The organism is Shewanella khirikhana, from assembly GCF_003957745.1.
Lineage (GTDB): Bacteria > Pseudomonadota > Gammaproteobacteria > Enterobacterales > Shewanellaceae > Shewanella > Shewanella khirikhana.
Genome location: NZ_CP020373.1, coordinates 175,507 through 193,876 on the forward strand (window position 1 = coordinate 175,507; position 18,370 = coordinate 193,876).

Below are 18,370 nucleotides of genomic sequence, written 5' to 3' on the forward strand. Positions count from 1 at the left end.
AAAATAGAATAAAAAAAGCCAATCCGAAGATTGGCTTTTTTAAAGAGGGGTTAACCCTTATTCGTCCAGGTTACCGCAGAAGCGATAGCCTTCACCGTGGATGGTGGCAATGATTTCTGGCGTGTCCGGCTGGCTTTCGAAGTGCTTACGGATACGACGGATTGTCACGTCTACGGTACGGTCATGTGGCTTGAGTTCGCGGCCGGTCATCTTCATCAGCAGATCGGCGCGGCTCAAAATTTTGCCAGGGTTTTCGACGAAGTGCAGCATGGCACGGAACTCACTGCGAGGCAGCTTGTAAGATTCGCCGGATGGGCAGACCAGAGAGCGGCTGTTGATTTCCAGGCTCCAGCCATTGAAACGATAAACCTCGACGGCGGTCTTTTCTTCAACTTCAGTGCCTGTGCTGTTTACGCGAGTCAGCAGGTTACGGGCACGAATAGTCAGCTCACGTGGGTTGAACGGCTTGGTAATATAATCGTCCGCGCCAATTTCAAGACCCAGGATTTTGTCGACTTCGTTGTCACGACCGGTCAGGAAGATAAGGCCGATGTTGTTGATTTCACGCAGTTCGCGTGCCAGCAACAGACCGTTTTTACCTGGCAGGTTGATATCCATCACTACCAGGTTGATCTTGTTTTCCTGCAAGGCTTTATGCATTTCTGCGCCATCGTTGGCTTCAGTTACCACATATCCTTCGGCCTCAAAAATACTCCTTAAGGTATTACGGGTAACGGCTTCGTCTTCTACGATCAGAATGTGCGGATTTTGCATAATTAAGTACCTAAATTTAAAACAAATTCTGTGCTAACCGGATGTGCCGGTCGACTGTCGGACAGGGCCTGCTTGCTAGCTGGGCAGGACCTGAAAAACCTGTGTGGTAAAGAGACAGCGCCTGATAGCCGGCACACTCTACGATTAGTCCAATAGTTGCCCCACATTGGGGAACGCGAACTGTACTTACTTTGATAAACAATGCCTTGCTAAAGTTCCTCAGACACCCGTTTTTTGCAAAGTATAAATGTTAAATTGAATATGGATCACATTTCGTACAGTTGATTAGCCAAGTCACTGACATCAGCGGAAAATTTGTAACAGTCTGTATCAAATGAACGGCTGGATGGGTGGAAGGCTAACGGGGGCAATTGTACTCGTTTTAGGCATTTGTTAACAATTGAAATGTTAACAAATCCAGCCGAAAGGCCGATTAATTATGATTAATTTTCTCTAAGTCGATGAAATGTAAGGTGATGGGTGTTTTTGTAAATGAGATCTCCCTCACATGACTAGGCAGCGTAAAAGAGTCTGCTAAACTGTATCGGGTTCTTTTGAATGATTATCACACGCATGGACAGTCATTTCGAACAGCTTTGGCATCTCTATCAGTCGACAGAATTTCTGTTGACTCAGCAACTTTCTCCTTTTTCTCAGTTCGCCATTATCACAGCCCACAATCCTCAGGGGCGGATTTTGACTGCCTGTCAGAACCGTTTGCGGGATCGGGCTCTGCTCAGAGACATTGAATCTCTGGGGGTGCCTTACCGAGCCATGATAGGGGCGAGCCGTGATTTGTCCCATATGGAAAAAAGCTGGGCGGTGTTTTTGTCCAGAGAAGATAGCCTGGCGCTTGCCAGACGCCATCAACAAAACGCGATTTATTATGTGGCCGAAAACCAGCTTGAGCTGCTGCCATGCCTGATGCAGGCAACGCCGGCGCCAATGGGGGCGTTCAGCGAGCGGGTGCGGCTGGTGAGCGAGCTGCCGGATCTTGGCCGGTAGCGCGATTGCTCAGCCAAACACAGTTTTTATCAAGTTGGGTAATTTCGGATTGACTTGATTAGGTCTTTATTGCTACTTTTTTCGTCCCTTCCAATGGAAGGCACAGAAGAGGAGCGTCAACTAGGTAGCGAGTCAGAGGAGTACCCACTCCAACGACGGCTTGCGAGGGAGATTGGCGCCGAGGCGTGCACTGCGGGGTAAGCGGTCCATGTCGGTCGTTCAGGCTGAATCCTGACGATTGTCACCTGTAATTTGGTGGAGAGCTTCTGGTGACGATCGCTTTTCCCTCCTTTTGGGGTGCCGAATCTTTGCACCAGGCTCTTCGAACGAAGTCAGTTCGGAGCTAACACATGAAAACCCTTACCAATCAATTTGCTGCTTTCGTCTATTCGCCGTCGACGGAGGTGTGCTGATGTCTCTTGTTGTTGCCAAGTTTGGCGGTACCTCTGTTGCCGATTTTGACGCTATGTCCCGCTGCGCCGATATAGTGCTGGCCAATGCTGCGACCCGGCTGGTGGTCGTCAGTGCATCCAGCGGTGTGACTAACCTGCTGGTGGAACTCACCCAGGCCACTGTGACCGATGAGCGTCGGTTGCAACTGCTGAAGCAAATTGCCCAAATCCAATACGCGATCCTCGACAAACTGAGCCGCCCACAGGATGTGGCTGCTGCGCTCGACAGCCTGCTGTCGCGTATTTCTGTGCTCAGTGAGTCACTTATCCTTAATCGCAGCAAATCGATTATGGATGAGCTGCTGTCCATGGGCGAGCAGTGCTCGTCATTGATTTTTGCCGCCGTGCTGCGTGAAAAGGGCGCCAGTAGTGTTAGCTTCGATGTGCGGCAGGTGATGCGTACCGATAGCCACTTTGGCCGCGCAGAGCCGCAGATTGAAGACATTGCTTCGCTGTCACGTGACTTTTTATTGCCGCTACTGGCAAGCCAGATTGTGGTGACCCAGGGCTTTATCGGTGCCGATGCCGACGGCCAAACCACCACCCTTGGCCGTGGTGGCAGCGATTATTCGGCGGCTTTGTTGGCCGAGGCGCTGCGGGCCGATGCGGTAGAGATCTGGACCGATGTGGCTGGTATCTACACCACAGACCCACGCCTTGCGCCCAATGCGCGTCCTATCGCCGAAATCAGTTTTAACGAAGCGGCAGAAATGGCCACCTTCGGCGCCAAGGTACTGCATCCAGCGACGATTTTGCCAGCCGTTCGTCAGCAAATTCAGGTGTTTGTGGGCTCAAGTAAGGCGCCGGAAAAGGGTGGCACCTGGATCCGTCATCAGGTGGACAATCCGCCGACCTATCGTGCCGTTGCGGTGCGCCGCGATCAGACGCTGTTGAACCTGCACAGCCTGCAGATGCTGCATGCCCGCGGCTTTTTGGCGGAAACCTTTGCCACTCTTGCGCGTCATAAGATTTCGGTTGACCTTATCACCACCTCTGAAGTGAACGTGTCGCTGACGCTGGATAAAACCGGTTCAGACTCCACCGGCAGCGGCCTGCTGAGTGAGGCGCTGCTGCAGGAGTTGTCGCAGCATTGCCGGGTGCGGGTTGAAGATAACCTGGCGCTGGTGGCCATTATCGGTAACCGCATCGCCAGCACGCCGGGCATTTGCCGTCAGGTGTTTACCGTGCTCGAGCCCCACAATGTGCGGATGATTTGCCAGGGCGCCAGCCCACATAATCTGTGCGTGCTGGTGGCTGAGAGCGAAGCGGCGCAGGTGGTGAAAGCACTGCACGAAAATCTGTTTGAAGGTCAGGCCTGATGCGGGTTGATAAGCACGAAGTCCGGGTGGGCGAGCTGGCTGCAGGTCAGCCGCTGTCGCTGCCGGTTTACCGTTTCAGTGGTAAGGGCAAGGGCCCGAGTGTTTACATTCAGGCAAATGTGCACGGCGCCGAGGTACAGGGCAACGCCGTGATCTATCAGCTGATGAAGCTGCTGGAGCACTACGAGCTGCTGGGAGATATCCAGTTGGTGCCGCTGGCAAATCCTTTGGGAATAAATCAGAAGAGTGGCGAGTTTACCCTGGGCCGCTTTGATCCCATTACTGGCGTGAACTGGAACCGCGAGTATCTCGACCATGGCTTTAATATCGAAGTCTGGTATCAGGAACATGCCCATTTGGATGATGAGGCGCTGGTAACGGCGTTTCGGGCCACTTTGGTGGAAGAGTGCGCCCGAAAGCTTGGGGATCCTTGGGGCGTGACCACAGGGCACCGGCTTGCGGTAACCTTGCAGTCGATGGCGCACAGGGCCGATATAGTGCTGGATTTGCATACCGGCCCCAAGTCGTGCAAACACTTGTATTGCCCTGAATATGAGCGTGATGCGGCGCAGTTTTTCTCGATTCCTTATACCTTGCTGATCCCCAACAGTTTCGGCGGCGCCATGGATGAGGCGGCTTTTGTGCCCTGGTGGACGCTGGCGGAGGTGGCCTCGAGCCGTGGCCGCGAACTGGGGGTGAAAGTCTCGGCGTTTACTCTGGAGCTTGGCAGTCAGGAGCGTATCGATCTTGATGATGCCCTGGAAGATGCCGAAGGTATTCTGGCGTATCTTAGCCACCGCGGGGTGATTGCCGAGAAAGTGCTGCCCAAGCCAATGAAGCGCTTTGGCTGCTTTCTGAAGAATTACCGTAAATTCCATGCGCCCAAGGCAGGGATGGTGGAGTATCTCGGAAAGGTAGGCGTGCCGATGAAGGCGGGTGAGCCGCTGGTGAATCTGCTCAGATTGGATTTGTACGGCACCGGCGAGGAACTGACGCCGCTTAAATTGCCTGAGGACGGGGTGCCGATACTGCATTTTGCATCGGCCTCGGTACACCAGGGCACCGAGCTTTATAAGGTGATGACCAAAGTCTTTGAGCTTTGAGTCAGTTAAACAAAAACACCGGACATAGTGCCGGTGTTTTTGTTTTTAAGCCTTGTAGTGCCTGAGTTGGATCAGGGCTTTACCGCTCGGACAATCGGATTTTGCAGGCTTATTAAGGTCTCGGTGGACTGAATTTCGGCAATGGATTGAATGCGGTTAATCAGCACATGTTGCAGGCTGTCGATAGACTGACACATGACTTTGACGAAAATGCTGTAGTTGCCGGTGGTGTAGTAAGCTTCTACCACTTCTTCGAGGGCATTGAGTTTGGCTATGGCGGCAGGGTAATCGCCGGCACTTTTCAGATTAATGCCGATAAAACAGCACACATCGTAGCCCAGTGCCTTGGGGTTTACCGTAATTTGCGCGCCGGTGATGATGCCGGCCTGCTTCATCTTTTCGACCCGCACATGGATGGTACCCGCACTGACGCCGAATCGTTTGGCCAGTTCGGCAAAGGGAGTGCGGGCATCGGCCATCAGGGCCTCGAGGATCTGATTGTCCAACTGGTCACGCTGAAATGATGTATCCACTGCTTACTGCTCTAACTACCAAATGATTGAACAATAATTTACGGGCTTTAGTGTGAATTTTCCAGCGAAAAGGTGACTTTACTGCTCACCAATCGGCTCGGCGAACGGCACTTCGGCTTCGAAGGTCAGTGGCTCGGCCGAATAAGGATGTGTGAAGCTGAGACTGGCTGCATGCAGCAGCAGACGGTCTGCAAGAGACTTCGCCAGCGGGTCAGCATAGAAGCCATCACCCAGGATGGGGTGCCCAAGGGCCATCATATGTACCCTGAGCTGGTGACTGCGGCCGGTGATGGGGGTGAGCTTCACCAGCGTGGAGCGCTTGCCGTAGCTGACGACTTCCACATGGGTGAGTGAAGGTTTACCTATCTGGTGATCGACCTTTTGTTTGGGGCGGTTGGGCCAATCACAGATAAGTGGCAGATTTACGCTGGTGTCTTGCTTAACGTGGCCTGCAACCCGCGCATAGTAAATTTTGTGGGTTTCCCTGTCACGGAACTGGCGCTTGAGTTCGCTTTCGGCACTTTTTCGCAGGGCATAGACCATGACACCGGAGGTGGCCATATCCAGACGATGCACGACCTGGCTGTTGGGGTGTTCAGCCTTTATCCGTGACCAGATACTGTCGTAATGAATAGGATCGCGACCCGGCACCGAGAGGATGCCGCTGGGCTTATTGATAACGATGATGTCCTTGTCCTGGTGCAAAATTTCCAGCCAGGGTTCGCAGGGTGGATTGTAAACAAAATCGTCCATTTGCGGTCTCGATACGGTCTTTGGGGCGCTAAAGATACCCAAGGGTAACCACAGCGGCAAGTTCAATGAAAAGATAGATGTGTGCTGCCGCTTCCCCTCAGGCACCGATATTGATTAAATACAGAAAGATAAAACTAAAGTAACAAAGCGAACGGCATGTTTAATAATAATAAATATCGCTTGGGCGAGTACCTTGTTGTGCCCGAGCGTTGCGTGGTTTCTCGGGAAGGCATAGATACCAAGCTGGAATTGCGCGTAATGCAGGTGCTGGTGTGCCTGCTTGAACGTGCCGGTCGCCCTGTGAGCCGGGATGAGCTCATTAAAGAAGTGTGGCGCGGTGGTGTTGTTTCTGACAACGCTATCAATCGAATCATTGCCCTGCTTCGCAGCGCCCTCGGTGATGATGCCCGCAGTCAGAAAGTCATTAAAACCGTGCCCAAGGTGGGTTATCTGGTGGTGGCCGAGATTGAGCAAATCAATACGCCTCTGCTAAAGCCGGCAGTTTCTGTTCCTGAGAGCCATACAGCCGCGACGCTTCCCGGCAAGGCTGAAACCGAAAACAAGCCTGCCTTTGAAGCTGTAACCTATGACCAGGCACCAAACCATATCAACCAGCAGCTTGCTACTCCTGTTAAAACTCCCCGGCATGGCAGTTCCCGCAGTGGCAGATTGTTGGGTTATGCCCTGGCAGGCCTTACGGTGTCACTGGCTATCATGGGTGGTATTCAGTATTTCAGCAAAGCGCCGCCGATTGAAAATATCTCCCCTATTAAAGATGTGATTGCCTCTCTTGAGCCGCTGACTTCGCTGGATGGGCAAGAGGTTGACCCGATTTTGTCTCCGGATGGATCTCTGCTGGCGTTTTCATTTCGGCCATTGAATGAAGAAAGATGGCGAGTGCTGGTCCAGGATTTACGTACGGGCGTTGTTTCTCACGTAGCAGGCAGCTTTCTCGGAAAGATGAATGGTCGATATCCGGCATGGGCGGAGGACGGGCGTCATCTGGCCTACCTTCGCTATGATGGAGTAGCAAGGTGCGAGTTAGTGCTGGTCGATATTGCTTCTCAAGATGAGCAGATAGTGGGCTCCTGCGGAGCGACCAATCAATCAAGCGCATTGACCTTCAACGGACGGCAGCTGTTTTACATAGACTCAGCCAGTATCGAGGACTTCAAGAAAATCTACCGTCTTGATTTGGATACCTTGCAAAAAGAGCAGATAAGTCAACCTCATATTACCGGACGAGGAGACCTGAGCTTTGCTTTGTCTCCTGACGGAAGCCAGCTGGCGGTACTGCGTAACTCGGGCTGGTCAGATACCCAAATTATGCTGTTTACCTTCTCATCCGGAGAGTGGCGCAGCCTGCATAAGGTGGGCTATCCACTTCGCAGTATCGCCTGGAGTGGTGACGGAAAAAGCCTCATCTATCGTGCTGAAGAAGGGCAGCTACACCAGTATGATTTAGCCTCCGGCCAGGTCACCCGTATTACTAAAATTTTGCAGGAAATCAATTCACCCAAGTCCAACGCCCGGGGGCAGGTTACAGCGGTAGTAGGTGAACTGGTGGAAGAAGAAATCTGGCTGTGGGACTCCCCAATGACCACCGACTCCAGCCCCAAACCGTGGATTTCTTCAAGTCGCAGAGATTATAGAGGGGCTATAAGCCCGGATGGCAGCAGAGCAGTCTTCGTTTCCACCAAGACTGGCTTACCTCAGATTTGGATGCGAGAGTTTGATGGGGTAGAGCACAAGCTAACAGACTTAAAACGTTTCTCATATATTGATGAGTTGTCTTTCTCAATGGATGGCAGCATGGTTGCAGGTTCTATCAATGGCGCGGCCTTTACGTTAGACCTGGCTACGGCTCATTTAAATATGGTCCCCAATATGACAATGGTAAGAAATATATCTTTTGGCATTAAGCATGGCGAATTAGTCATGACAGATCTTTCTGACTCCAGCGGAAAAATAAAACTCGTAAATGCATTTTCTGGAGAAGAGTTGAGAGTTTTGGTGATTGGTGGTTACTCAGGAAAATATGATTGGGCTACTGGTGATTTCTACTTCTCAAAGAAACATGTGCGTGGTACTTGGTCGCTGAAGAATGGTGTGGAGAAGCTTATTACTGAGGATTTTACACCAGTGTTTTCTGAGTCTTGGCTCGTAGATAATAAAGACATGTGGTACCTGGAAAAGGATGATGGGCAATTCTACCTAACTCGCCAGTCAGTTAACACTAACGAAAAAGTTCGCGTGGACATCAATGTAAAACACCTTTCTCTTCGAAACATGTCGATGTCTAAGGACAGGAAAATCTTACTTTCAGTTCTCACCAACTCAAACACTGACGTTGTTTATTTAAACTAATCAGTTAGTTACTGGTTAGTAAGGTTTTCATCATCTTTTCATTGTCGCGTTTCTGCGCTGGGTTTCCTATCGTTATCCCCGTCAGCCGACTTGGTTGCGCACAACAAAGACGCCTTACCCTGAGTCGCTTTGATTTGCTAATCCGCTGGTCGCAAAAAGCAATGGCGCATCCCCGTGGCCAAGTTGGTTGACACTTAAATTTCGTTCAACGCTTTAACAGCAAGCGTTGAATGTTACGAAAAATATAATAATTCTGTTCGTAAATTATAAATTAATCGGTTGGAGTCAACGCAATGAAAAAGTATATCAATCACCTCTTGGCTGGTGCAGTTTTTACTTCAGCCGTAGCCATGCCTTTTATGTTTGTTAAGCAAGATGCTGCAGAGCAAGAGCAAACGATAAAAGTTTCTATGTGTGAGCCATTCCCTGAGTGCTATATCTACCGTGTTGACGAAGCACCAGCGGTAAATAACGAACTGTAATTTTAATTATTCACGAATGTTAGTTAATGGCCTTGGTTGTTAATTAAATACCTGCGAGATTCAGGAGGATAGCAGATGTGGTCTATCAGTCTTTATGTCGTGGGGACACTGAGTGGATTATTCATAATCTACTACGTGTTTATCAATGTGGTTCTTGCGTCCGAGGAATCATGTTTGCTTGACCAACAGGACGACTAAATCTCCCTTTCCGCCAAAGTGGGCACCTTGGGTAACCTGGGTGCCACTTTTATTTTCAGCGTTTAAATCCCCATATCCCGCAGATGCATAATGGCAAAGGTCCAGACCACAAATGCCAGGATGCCGTGTACCAGCGCATAAAAGCCCTGATCGAGCCGTTTCATCCCCTTGGAATGCCAAATCAGCCAAAGATGAGCGCAAAGGATGACGGGGTACATCACCAGCAGAGGATAGTAAAACAGTGGGTTACCCTGGCCGGTGATGGCGCGCCCGAGTATGGCCCACACCACGATAAAGGCGGTAATAAGCGGTGGCAGCGCGTTTCGGTATTGTTCTGGGTAAGGAAACATGTTCAGTCCATGGGTTTACGGCAAATGATGCTTGCCTTGAAGGCACCGTCGCCTTCAACCGGCGTTTGCTCACCATAATACACTTGTTGCCAATGGGCAAAGCGCTGCTTGAGTTCAGCGTCTTCAAGCAAAAAATCAGGGTTGCGCGGCCTGCCAATCAGCGCCTGTTGATGAGTAAAGGTTTCATAAATCAGCAAGCCGCCGGGTTTCACCGCCGCTTCAAGCAGCGCAAACAATGGCCGGTGCAGATAGTTGAATACCAGGACCAGGTCGAATTGACCAAGCGGCGCCTGAGGAGGCATTTCCAAATCGCGTGCTAGCAGTTGACTGCGGGTATGCTGCTTAAGCTCGTCTTCGAGTCGCTGCAGGTCGATATCCAGAAAGCACACCTCGTGGCCCCTCGCCAGAAACCAGGCGCCATTGCGGCCGCTGCCGCAGGCCACATCGAGCACTGTGAGGGGAGTATCTGCCGAAAACAGATGTGCAAACCTGTCAAACAGAGGGGATGCAGGCGCGTTCATCCCTTGATTTCCTTCCGGCTTTCAATGCGTCTTCTGTGCCAGATTGAATAGTGCCTAAGCCCCGCCGGGCCGTGGGATACCAGTACCGACAATAGCAGTATCGCCACAAAAATCTCGGCTTTATGGTCGGGGAAGGGAATAAACAAGCTCAGCAGCAGGAGCTTAAGTAGCGTCAGTACGCCTTTGAGCTGGATAAGCCAGCGCCAGTCGCGGAGTATTTCCCAGCCCATCAGGGCACTGCCGCTGAGCATGGCCAGCAGCCAGAAATTCTGCCACTCGGGCTTGGCCACTCCCAGGAGCACTCCGCCACCCACGCCACAAATCCCCAGCAGGTGCACGGCCCGCAAGGCGGTTTTGCTTATCCGTTGCACCCAAAAGCGTTTTTCAGAGAGTTCTTTGTCGGCCACAGTGCTGCCCCCACGCGCTAAAAAACGCAGCATAACAGCATGAGACATTGCTGGGGAGTTGTTGTCGGCAGTTTGCTGAACTCCGAGCCATCTTTTCTTTGTAAAGTGTTGCCTGTCAGGCATTTTTATATAAGTCGCTGTGATCTTGTTCAATCAACACGACAAAACCTCGGGGTACCCAGCAAATACTGACAATGATTGATACAAGTTGGGAAAGACTGTGACGGCACCGAGAAAAATACCTCTTTAGATAGTGCTACCATTTCATCGCAGGTTAGCGTTTTACTCCGTATATAACCATTAATTAAGTGTAAAACACGCCGCAAAAATACCTCTTAATAAGTAGTTTTGGAGGAACACTTATGTTCACGGGAGCGATGAAAAAAACCATGCTGGCTGTCATGATCTCTGGGGTCATGGCCGGCACTGCCTGGGCCAATGCAGACAATCTGGCCGATTTCCATGGTGATAACGGCTGCGACAGCTGTCACCAAACCGACAAGGGCCCAACCAACGATAACCTGACCCATGAAAACGCCCAGTGCGTGAGCTGTCACGGCGATCTGAAAGAAGTGGCCGGTGGAGAGCGCGAAGGCATAGTGTCTCCTCACCAATCTCACCTCATCGGTGATATTGCTTGTACCAGCTGCCACAAAGGTCACGAAAAATCAGTGACCTACTGTGATGCTTGCCATAACTTCGGTTATGACATGCCTTTCGGTGGCAAGTGGGAACGCAAGTTTGTACCTGTGGATGCTGAAAAAGCAGCCCAGGACAAAGCCATTGCCGCTGGCCCACGCGAGAGCACCGACGTTGTCATTATAGGCTCAGGTGGTGCGGGTCTGGCCGCAGCTGTTTCTGCCCGTGACGCCGGCGTAAAAGTTATTGTGCTTGAAAAAGAGCCGGTTCCAGGTGGTAACACCAAGCTGGCTGCCGGTGGTATGAACGCCGCCGAAACCAAGCCTCAGGCTAAGCTTGGTATCCAGGACAAGAAACAGATCATGATTGACGACACCATGAAAGGTGGCCGTAACATCAACAATCCTGAGCTGGTAAAAGTGCTGGCCAACAACTCTTCCGACTCCATCGATTGGCTCACCGCACTGGGTGCCGATATGAACGACGTGGGTCGCATGGGTGGCGCCAGTGTTAACCGCAGTCACCGTCCAACCGGTGGTGCCGGTGTGGGTGCCCACGTGGCGCAGGTGCTGTGGGATGCCGCAGTGGCCCGCGACACGGATATCCGCCTCAACAGCCGTGTGGTACGCATTCTTGAAGATGGCAGTGGTAAGGTAACTGGCGTACTGGTTCAGGGTGCTTACACTGGTTACTACGTGATCAAGGCTGACGCTGTGGTGGTTGCTACCGGTGGTTTCGCCAAGAACAACGACCGCGTTGCCAAGTACGATGCCAAACTCAAAGGCTTCAAGGCCACCAACCATCCGGGTGCGACCGGTGACGGTCTGGACGTGGCAACCCACGCCGGTGCTGACACTGTGGATCTGGAATACGTGCAGGCTCACCCAACCTACAGCCCTGTGGGCGGTGTGATGGTGACCGAAGCTGTGCGTGGTAACGGTGCCATTCTGGTGAACCGTGAAGGTAAGCGTTTCGTCAACGAAATCACCACCCGCGACAAAGCCTCTGCCGCCATTCTGGCTCAGAAAGGTGAAAGTGCGTATTTGGTGTTCGATGATTCAGTGCGTAAGAGCCTGAGCAAAATCGAAGGCTACATCCACCTGAAGATTGTTAACGAAGGCAAAACCGTGAAAGAGCTGGCCGATAAACTGGCTATGCCAGCTGCCGAGCTGGAAAAATCCATTGCCAGTTACAATGGCTTTGTGAAATCCGGTAAGGATGAGCAGTTCGAGCGCGCCAACCTGCCGCGTGAACTGGCCACTGCGCCTTTCTATGCAATCGAAGTGGCGCCTGCGGTGCACCACACCATGGGCGGCGTGAAAATCGATACCAAGGCTGAAGTAGTCGGCAAAGACGGCAAGCTTATCGGCGGTATGTATGCAGCCGGTGAAGTGACCGGTGGCGTACACGGCGCCAACCGTCTGGGTGGTAACGCCATCTCCGATATCGTGACCTTCGGTCGTATCGCCGGTGCCCAGGCGGCCCAATACGCCAAAGATCACTAATCTCCCTTAGCACGGAGGGGCATTCGATTGCCCAACGTCAGGCGGCCCCTCGGGGCCGCTTTTTTATGGCCCTTGCGCAGCAAAGGTGATCCGCTTCACCTTTCTGGCGACGACAGCCATGCAGAATTGGCTTACACTGCGGCCATTCACGCAATTCTCAGGACTTTCCCATGAAAATCGGATTCTTCAGCGCCAAACACTACGATATGCAGCACTTTGACCGGACCAATGTGGGCTTCGGTGCCCACATCGAATACTTCGATTCGCGGCTGTGCATGCAAACGGTGAAACTGGCCTATGGCTTTGAGGTGATCTGCGCCTTCGTTAACGACGAGCTGTCGGCCGAGGTGCTGAATGAGCTGCATGCCAATGGCACCCGGGTCATTGCCATGCGCTGCGCCGGTTTTAACAATGTCGACCTCGATGAAGCCAAACGCCTGGGAATGACAGTGGTGAACGTACCTGCTTACTCGCCTGAGTCTGTTGCCGAGCACACGGTTGCGCTGATGCTAACCCTTAACCGTAAGATCCATAAGGCCTATCAGCGTACCCGCGACGCCAACTTTTCCCTCGAAGGACTGGTTGGCTTTAACATGCATGGCAAAACCGTGGGGGTGGTTGGTACCGGCAAGATTGGTCTGGCGACCATCCGCATCCTGCTGGGCTTTGGCTGTAAGGTGCTTGCGTTTGACCCATACCCCAACCCGGCGGTTGAAGCGCTGGGCGTGCCATATCTGAGTCTCGATGAGCTCTTCCCCCTGTGTGATGTGGTCAGCCTGCATTGCCCGCTCACCAAAGAGAACCACCACCTGCTGCGCGCCGATACCTTCGCTAAAATGAAGCCCGGCGCCATGGTCATCAATACCAGCCGTGGTGGGCTGCTCAATGCCATAGATGCCATGGAAGCGCTCAAAACCGGTCAAATCGGCGCTTTGGGTCTGGATGTGTATGAAAACGAAAAGGAACTCTTCTTCGAAGATAAGTCCAACGAAGTGATCCAGGACGATGTGTTCCGCCGCTTGTCGGCTTGCCACAACGTGGTTTTCTCGGGCCACCAGGCGTTTTTAACTGAAGAAGCCCTGGGCGCCATCGCCCATACTACCTTAACCAATGTGCAGGCGGCACTCAGTGGCGAGCGCAGCGGAAACGAACTTTTCTGACATTCTGCGCTGACACAAGACCTTGGGCTTGCTAGATTGTTGGCAATCTCAAGCCCTGGAGGTCTTATGCGCGTCCTTAGCGAACTTTACACCCTCACCACGGCAACGGGTCCAATGCAGACCCGTGTCTATCGTCCTGTGGCCGAAGGCAGTTTTCCTGCCATCATCTTTTACTCTGAAATCTTTCAGGAAACCGCTCCCATCAGCCGCATGGCCACGGTGCTTGCCGGTCATGGCTTTGCGGTGCTGGTCCCCGAGATTTTCCACGAGCTTAATCCGGCCGGAACCGTGCTTGGTTACGATGATGTCGGCAAGGACAAGGGCAACAGCGACAAAGCCACCAAGCCGCTGGAAAGTCATGACAGCGACACAGTCGCCATGGTCGACTTTGCCCGCAGCCAGCCCTGGTGCCGCGGCAAAGTGGGCGCCATGGGAGTGTGTATCGGTGGCCATCTGGCTTACCGTGCTGCGGTAAATCCGGACGTGGCAGCAGCTTTTTGTTTGTATGCCACAGACATTCACTCAGGCACCATTCCCAGCCAGGCGGGCAATGATTCGCTGTCGCGCACCAGAGACATCCGCGGTGAGCTTTATATGGTGTTTGGCAAGCAAGACCCCCATGTGCCCGCCGAAGGCCGGCGCCGCATTCAGCAAAATCTCGAGGACTGTCAGAGCCGTTATACCTGGCTTGAGGTCAATGGAGAGCACGCCTTTATGCGCGATGGCGATGCCCGCCACGACCCGGCATTGGCGCTGGAGATGTACCAAAAGGCGATAGCGCTGTTTAAAAATACCCTTTGAGTCTTTCCTGATGAAAAACGCGGCCGGTGGCCGCGTTTTTTGTTTGAGCAGAATGCCTTGTCGTGGTTTCAGGAGGCGCTTGGCGGTACTGATGGCGGTACAGGTGTACCCGAAGAAGCTGTGTTGCTGGCTGCATTTGCGGTTGTAGCGGCAGGCGCACTCTCGGTCTTTTTTTCATCCACCTGAGGCAGCACCTGGGGTTTGGGTTCGTAAGCTTCTGGATTTAAAAGCTTAATTACCGACTTTTGCAAGATCTGACTGTTGGGGTAGGTGATAAGGTTGCCATCGTCCCTTTTTATCAGCACATGGAACAGGGCGATTTCTTCGATAATGCCGCGGATGTCCTCATCCTTGTCCACCACCTTGATGCGATCGCCAATCCGGTACGGAAATACGAAGAAAATCAGCACACCGGCGGTAAGGTTACTGAGAATCGACCACTGGGCAACCAGCGCCACCCCCAGCACCGCAAAGGCGGATGACACAAACAGCGCCACATCGTGATAGCCCAGCCCCAAAGACACCGCCATCAGCGACAGGGTGATAAAAAACAGCACCGATGTCAGAAAACGGGTCACCATGCTGGTGCGGGCCGCGCTGACCTGCTTTTTGTCCGCCAGTCGCTGCACCATATACTTGAGGTTTCGTTGGATAAAATAGAAAGCAGCCAAATAAAAACAGGCAAGAAGGATTTGATTTGTCATAAAATGGAGGCCCCGAAAACCCTTGGCATAAAGCGCAGATTTTACTGAGTGCTGCGGCCGATAGAGAAGTGCTTTTTTGCCCGGAACCGCGATAAATTGTCCGACTATAAGCTGATTTACCAAAGCCAGGATGCCCACGGGCCAGTGCTGGTACTCGAAGGCGATGGCCTGCGGGTGCTGTCGTTTGGCGATAACGATGAGCAGAGTAAGCTCGACATCCGTACCCCTCATATCCCCAAACACTCCTACGTGCAGGTGATGCTCGAATCCCTGATGTATAAGTCGCCCCGCAGCGCTTTGGTGCTTGGCCTTGGGGGCGGTGCTCTGGTGCATGCATTACGCCATGCCGATGGGGCGATGAAGATCAGTGCGGTGGAGCTGAGGCACGAAGTCATCGACGTGGCCAAGCGCTACTTTTTCCTGCCGGTAGGTAAAAAACTGCAGCTGTTTGAAGGGGATGCGAAGGTTTTTCTCGAGTCAGCCGAGCACAAACGGGTCGATATTGTGTATGCCGATATCTATGGCGCTGATGGGGTGGACGAGCAGCAGATGAGCCCGGCTTTTATTGCCGGCGCGCTGCGATTGCTCAAGGCCGATGGCATGTTGGTGCTCAATTGCTGGAAAGAGCACAGAGACAATTTGGCGCTGCAAACGCTGCTGAAACAGGAGTTTGCTGAGGTGTATGCCAGCTTGTCGAGTGGTGGCAACTGGGTAATATTTGCGTCAAGAATCCCGGGCGTGCTGCGTGAAGAAGGCCTTAAACAGGCCCGGGCCGAGCTGTCCAATCGTCTTGGTTTCACCGTTGGACGCGCTTCCATGAGCTTTGGTCCCTGGGGCGGCTAATCCTTAGGGGCAGATGTTAAAGGTTACGCCCAGGTAGAAAATTGTAAGCCGGTGTTAAGGGCGGCACTTCGCGGGTTAACCTCAAAATACACCTTTGTTATGCTTGCGCGTCCCATAATAACAAGGTGTGAACCCCATGCTTAAAACCTCCAAATCCACACTTGCTGTGCTGTTTGCTTCTTTGTTGTCCATGCCTGCTCTGGCCGACAAAGTGAGCTTTTCCAATGAATTGAATACTCAGGGCGAGACCCTGGTGCTGTTCAAAGTACAAAATACCGACTTCCCCGGCGCCCGGGTGCTGAATGACGGCAGCCTGACTCACCTCGAGCGGGCTATGCAGGTTAATCAGTTCGATGGCGAAGAGGGAAAAATGCTGGAAGTGCTGGCGCCTGCCGGCAGTCAGCTGAACCGGATCCTGGTGATGGGGCTGGGTGATGGCAAGCTGACCGACGGCGAACTCAATAATCTGGGCGGTAAGCTCGCAGATAAGCTGGCAGCCCATAAAGACACCCGCATCACCCTGATTGCCGAGGGAACGCCCAATGCCGCCAATCTGGCTGCGGAAGTGGCCCATGGCGTCAAATTGAAGGGTTATGAGTTCGGCCGTTATGTCACTAAAGAAGCGAGCGAGCGCAAGCTGCGCTTTGCTCTGACCGAGGCCAAAGCTGCCAGTGCTGAGTATGCCCGCCTGTCGGCAGTTGAAGCCGGTGTCGCATTAGCCCGGGATCTGGTGAACACCCCTGCCGGGGATATGACGCCGGAAGACTTTGCCATTGAGGCTAAAAAGCTCAAGTCCCTGGGTGTAAAAGTAACAGTGATCGAGCCCAAGGGCATCCAGAAGCTGGGCATGGGGGCCCTGATGGGTGTGGGTAAGGGCAGCCTGCGCGGCCCTCGCTTGGTGGTGGCGCACTGGGAAGGTGCCGAAGGCGCACCTGTGGCCATGGTGGGTAAAGGCATCACCTTCGATTCGGGTGGCTATAACATCAAGGCGTCCGGCGGCTCTATTTCGCACATGAAATCCGATATGGCCGGTGCCGCTGCCATTCTGGGTACAGTGAAAGCCATGGCGATGCAAAAGGCCAAGGTCAATCTGGTGGCGGTGCTGCCACTGGCAGAGAACATGGTGTCCGGCGATGCGCTGCGCCCCGGTGACGTGGTGCAAACCGCCCAGGGCCTGAGCGTGGAAGTGATGAACACCGATGCTGAGGGCCGTCTCATTCTGGCCGATGGCATGTGGTATGCCCGTACCCAGTATCAGCCCAAGCTGATGATAGATGTGGCTACCCTCACGGGCTCCAAGGTGCGTGCCCTGGGCCGTGAATATGCGGGTCTGTTCAGTGATGATGAAAGCCTGATTGCAGGTCTGACGGCTTCCGGTGCCGCCGTGGGTGAGAAGCTGTGGCGTCTGCCGCTGGATAAAGCCTATGGTGATGAGCTCAAATCCAGCATTGCCGATCTGAAAAACACCGGCGCCGAAGGCAGTGCGGGCGCATCCTCTGCCGCTATGTTCCTGCAGCGTTTTGCCGGGGAGCAGCCCTGGGCCCACATCGACATCGCAGGTAACGCTTTGTCCTCTGCAGAAAAACCGCTGAGCCCGGCCGGTGCCACCGGCTTTGGCGTGCGCTTGCTGAGCCACTGGTTGACCGGGCAAGCCGGTAACTGAAACCGCAATCGCTAATCATTAAAAAGGGAAAACCAGGGTTTTCCCTTTTTTTCGATTGGTTCAAATAAAAAATCGATTAAGGTGATAGCTTTTATCCGTTATCAATGATTGAAGTCCTTGGCTAATATGCTCTCCATCGACGGGGCGCCAGCCAGTTGCCCTGACAAATTCACTGAACCAAGCGTTTGTTTATAAAGGAGCAAAACATGACTCAATCAATCATCAACAGCACCATCAAGCCATTCAAAGCCACAGCTTTCCACAAGGGCGAATTCGTGCCTGTGACCGAGCAGGATCTGCTGGGCAAGTGGTCTGTGGTGTTCTTCTACCCAGCCGACTTCACCTTCGTATGTCCAACTGAACTGGGCGACATGGCTGACCACTACGCCAAGCTGCAGTCCATGGGCGTTGAAGTGTACTCAGTGTCTACCGACACCCACTTCACCCACAAGGCATGGCACGACACTTCTGACACCATCAACAAGATTGAATTCCCGATGGTGGCCGACCCAACCGGCATCATCAGCCGCAACTTCGGCGTGATGATTGAAGAAGAAGGCCTGGCCCTGCGTGGTACCTTCGTCATCAACCCAGAAGGTCAGGTAAAAGTAGCTGAAATCCACGACCTGGGTATTGGTCGCAGCGCCAGCGAGCTGGTTCGTAAAATCCAGGCTGCTCAGTACGTTGCTACCCACGACGGCGAAGTATGCCCAGCCAAATGGCAGCCAGGCGATGAAACTCTGGCTCCTTCACTGGACCTGGTTGGCAAAATCTAAGCCCTAAACCGCGTC

At 53.0% G+C, this 18,370-nt stretch carries 18 protein-coding genes and 1 riboswitch; of the genes, 11 read left to right on the plus strand and 7 right to left on the minus strand.

Features of this window, described 5'->3' with window-relative positions:
- Positions 1 to 57: 57 nt before the first annotated feature.
- Positions 58 to 774: a two-component system response regulator ArcA gene (gene arcA / locus STH12_RS00650; protein ID WP_126165769.1), complete on the minus strand. Its 717-nt coding sequence runs from the start codon at positions 772 to 774 to the stop codon at positions 58 to 60.
- A gap of 558 nt (positions 775 to 1,332) precedes the next feature.
- On the opposite strand from arcA, the gene STH12_RS00655 reads away from it, so the two are divergent.
- From STH12_RS00655 to STH12_RS00665, 3 genes are all read left to right on the plus strand, one after another.
- Positions 1,333 to 1,779, plus strand: coding sequence for a DUF3293 domain-containing protein (locus tag STH12_RS00655; RefSeq protein WP_237158696.1), 447 nt, complete (start codon positions 1,333 to 1,335; stop codon positions 1,777 to 1,779).
- Between the two features lie 98 nt (positions 1,780 to 1,877).
- A riboswitch (Lysine riboswitch) is annotated at positions 1,878 to 2,053 on the plus strand.
- A 138-nt stretch (positions 2,054 to 2,191) separates the two neighbouring features.
- Entirely contained in the window at positions 2,192 to 3,550 is a 1,359-nt protein-coding gene (lysC, locus tag STH12_RS00660) for a lysine-sensitive aspartokinase 3 (protein WP_126165770.1), read from the plus strand.
- Positions 3,550 to 4,653 (plus strand): succinylglutamate desuccinylase/aspartoacylase family protein, encoded by a 1,104-nt coding sequence (locus tag STH12_RS00665; RefSeq protein ID WP_126165771.1) that lies wholly within the window; start codon positions 3,550 to 3,552, stop codon positions 4,651 to 4,653. Before lysC ends, STH12_RS00665 begins: the two co-directional genes overlap by 1 nt.
- A 71-nt stretch (positions 4,654 to 4,724) precedes the next feature.
- On the opposite strand, the gene asnC is transcribed toward STH12_RS00665, so the two are convergent.
- Both asnC and rluA read right to left on the minus strand, forming a co-directional pair.
- Positions 4,725 to 5,186 carry a transcriptional regulator AsnC gene (gene asnC, locus STH12_RS00670; protein ID WP_126165772.1) on the minus strand — a complete coding sequence of 154 codons (462 nt, stop codon included), beginning with the start codon at positions 5,184 to 5,186 and terminating at the stop codon, positions 4,725 to 4,727.
- A 78-nt stretch (positions 5,187 to 5,264) separates the two neighbouring features.
- Positions 5,265 to 5,939: a bifunctional tRNA pseudouridine(32) synthase/23S rRNA pseudouridine(746) synthase RluA gene (gene rluA / locus STH12_RS00675; protein ID WP_126165773.1), complete on the minus strand. Its 675-nt coding sequence runs from the start codon at positions 5,937 to 5,939 to the stop codon at positions 5,265 to 5,267.
- A gap of 156 nt (positions 5,940 to 6,095) precedes the next feature.
- Here rluA and STH12_RS00680 point away from each other — a divergent pair, with 156 nt between their 5' ends.
- Positions 6,096 to 8,306, plus strand: a complete 2,211-nt coding sequence (locus STH12_RS00680; protein WP_126165774.1) for a winged helix-turn-helix domain-containing protein — start codon at positions 6,096 to 6,098, stop codon at positions 8,304 to 8,306.
- A 293-nt stretch (positions 8,307 to 8,599) separates the two neighbouring features.
- A complete protein-coding gene (locus tag STH12_RS00685) occupies positions 8,600 to 8,788 on the plus strand; it encodes a hypothetical protein (RefSeq protein WP_126165775.1) in 189 nt (62 codons plus the stop codon).
- A 260-nt stretch (positions 8,789 to 9,048) separates the two neighbouring features.
- Here STH12_RS00685 and STH12_RS00690 read toward each other — a convergent pair whose 3' ends face one another.
- From STH12_RS00690 to STH12_RS00700, 3 genes are read right to left on the minus strand one after another with little or no spacing between them, the layout of a single operon-like run.
- A complete protein-coding gene (locus STH12_RS00690) occupies positions 9,049 to 9,336 on the minus strand; it encodes a hypothetical protein (protein WP_126165776.1) in 288 nt (95 codons plus the stop codon).
- Positions 9,337 to 9,338: 2 nt separating this feature from the next.
- On the minus strand, positions 9,339 to 9,857 hold the full coding sequence (locus STH12_RS00695; RefSeq protein ID WP_126165777.1) for a class I SAM-dependent methyltransferase: 519 nt from the start codon (positions 9,855 to 9,857) through the stop codon (positions 9,339 to 9,341).
- Positions 9,854 to 10,264: a hypothetical protein gene (locus tag STH12_RS00700; RefSeq protein WP_126165778.1), complete on the minus strand. Its 411-nt coding sequence runs from the start codon at positions 10,262 to 10,264 to the stop codon at positions 9,854 to 9,856. Before STH12_RS00700 ends, STH12_RS00695 begins: the two co-directional genes overlap by 4 nt.
- A 362-nt stretch (positions 10,265 to 10,626) precedes the next feature.
- On the opposite strand from STH12_RS00700, the gene fccA reads away from it, so the two are divergent.
- The 3 genes from fccA to STH12_RS00715 all read left to right on the plus strand — a co-directional run bounded on the left by fccA (position 10,627) and on the right by STH12_RS00715 (position 14,369).
- Complete coding sequence (gene fccA / locus STH12_RS00705) at positions 10,627 to 12,408, plus strand: fumarate reductase flavoprotein subunit FccA (RefSeq protein WP_126165779.1); 1,782 nt, start codon at positions 10,627 to 10,629, stop codon at positions 12,406 to 12,408.
- A 170-nt stretch (positions 12,409 to 12,578) separates the two neighbouring features.
- Positions 12,579 to 13,568: a 2-hydroxyacid dehydrogenase gene (locus STH12_RS00710; RefSeq protein ID WP_126165780.1), complete on the plus strand. Its 990-nt coding sequence runs from the start codon at positions 12,579 to 12,581 to the stop codon at positions 13,566 to 13,568.
- A gap of 66 nt (positions 13,569 to 13,634) precedes the next feature.
- Complete coding sequence (locus tag STH12_RS00715) at positions 13,635 to 14,369, plus strand: dienelactone hydrolase family protein (RefSeq protein ID WP_126165781.1); 735 nt, start codon at positions 13,635 to 13,637, stop codon at positions 14,367 to 14,369.
- A gap of 68 nt (positions 14,370 to 14,437) precedes the next feature.
- Here the strand turns inward: STH12_RS00715 and STH12_RS00720 are convergent, their stop codons facing one another.
- Positions 14,438 to 15,073 carry a mechanosensitive ion channel family protein gene (locus tag STH12_RS00720; RefSeq protein ID WP_126165782.1) on the minus strand — a complete coding sequence of 212 codons (636 nt, stop codon included), beginning with the start codon at positions 15,071 to 15,073 and terminating at the stop codon, positions 14,438 to 14,440.
- A gap of 96 nt (positions 15,074 to 15,169) precedes the next feature.
- On the opposite strand from STH12_RS00720, the gene STH12_RS00725 reads away from it, so the two are divergent.
- From STH12_RS00725 to ahpC, 3 genes are all read left to right on the plus strand, one after another.
- Positions 15,170 to 15,916, plus strand: coding sequence for a spermidine synthase (locus STH12_RS00725; RefSeq protein ID WP_126165783.1), 747 nt, complete (start codon positions 15,170 to 15,172; stop codon positions 15,914 to 15,916).
- A gap of 136 nt (positions 15,917 to 16,052) precedes the next feature.
- A complete protein-coding gene (locus tag STH12_RS00730) occupies positions 16,053 to 17,579 on the plus strand; it encodes a leucyl aminopeptidase (protein ID WP_126165784.1) in 1,527 nt (508 codons plus the stop codon).
- Positions 17,580 to 17,785: 206 nt separating this feature from the next.
- Entirely contained in the window at positions 17,786 to 18,355 is a 570-nt protein-coding gene (gene ahpC / locus STH12_RS00735) for an alkyl hydroperoxide reductase subunit C (RefSeq protein WP_011758735.1), read from the plus strand.
- Positions 18,356 to 18,370 lie beyond the last annotated feature (15 nt).

Coding starts and splice junctions, on each gene's coding strand:
- STH12_RS00730 (WP_126165784.1), top strand. CDS start 16,053: ATGCTTAAAACCTCCAAATCCACACTTGCTGTGCTGTTTGCTTCTTTG.
- STH12_RS00715 (WP_126165781.1), top strand. CDS start 13,635: ATGCGCGTCCTTAGCGAACTTTACACCCTCACCACGGCAACGGGTCCA.
- STH12_RS00695 (WP_126165777.1), bottom strand. CDS start 9,857: ATGAACGCGCCTGCATCCCCTCTGTTTGACAGGTTTGCACATCTGTTT.
- STH12_RS00690 (WP_126165776.1), bottom strand. CDS start 9,336: ATGTTTCCTTACCCAGAACAATACCGAAACGCGCTGCCACCGCTTATT.
- rluA (WP_126165773.1), bottom strand. CDS start 5,939: ATGGACGATTTTGTTTACAATCCACCCTGCGAACCCTGGCTGGAAATT.
- STH12_RS00685 (WP_126165775.1), top strand. CDS start 8,600: ATGAAAAAGTATATCAATCACCTCTTGGCTGGTGCAGTTTTTACTTCA.
- fccA (WP_126165779.1), top strand. CDS start 10,627: ATGTTCACGGGAGCGATGAAAAAAACCATGCTGGCTGTCATGATCTCT.
- lysC (WP_126165770.1), top strand. CDS start 2,192: ATGTCTCTTGTTGTTGCCAAGTTTGGCGGTACCTCTGTTGCCGATTTT.
- STH12_RS00680 (WP_126165774.1), top strand. CDS start 6,096: ATGTTTAATAATAATAAATATCGCTTGGGCGAGTACCTTGTTGTGCCC.
- ahpC (WP_011758735.1), top strand. CDS start 17,786: ATGACTCAATCAATCATCAACAGCACCATCAAGCCATTCAAAGCCACA.
- STH12_RS00720 (WP_126165782.1), bottom strand. CDS start 15,073: ATGACAAATCAAATCCTTCTTGCCTGTTTTTATTTGGCTGCTTTCTAT.
- STH12_RS00655 (WP_237158696.1), top strand. CDS start 1,333: ATGATTATCACACGCATGGACAGTCATTTCGAACAGCTTTGGCATCTC.
- arcA (WP_126165769.1), bottom strand. CDS start 774: ATGCAAAATCCGCACATTCTGATCGTAGAAGACGAAGCCGTTACCCGT.
- STH12_RS00665 (WP_126165771.1), top strand. CDS start 3,550: ATGCGGGTTGATAAGCACGAAGTCCGGGTGGGCGAGCTGGCTGCAGGT.
- STH12_RS00710 (WP_126165780.1), top strand. CDS start 12,579: ATGAAAATCGGATTCTTCAGCGCCAAACACTACGATATGCAGCACTTT.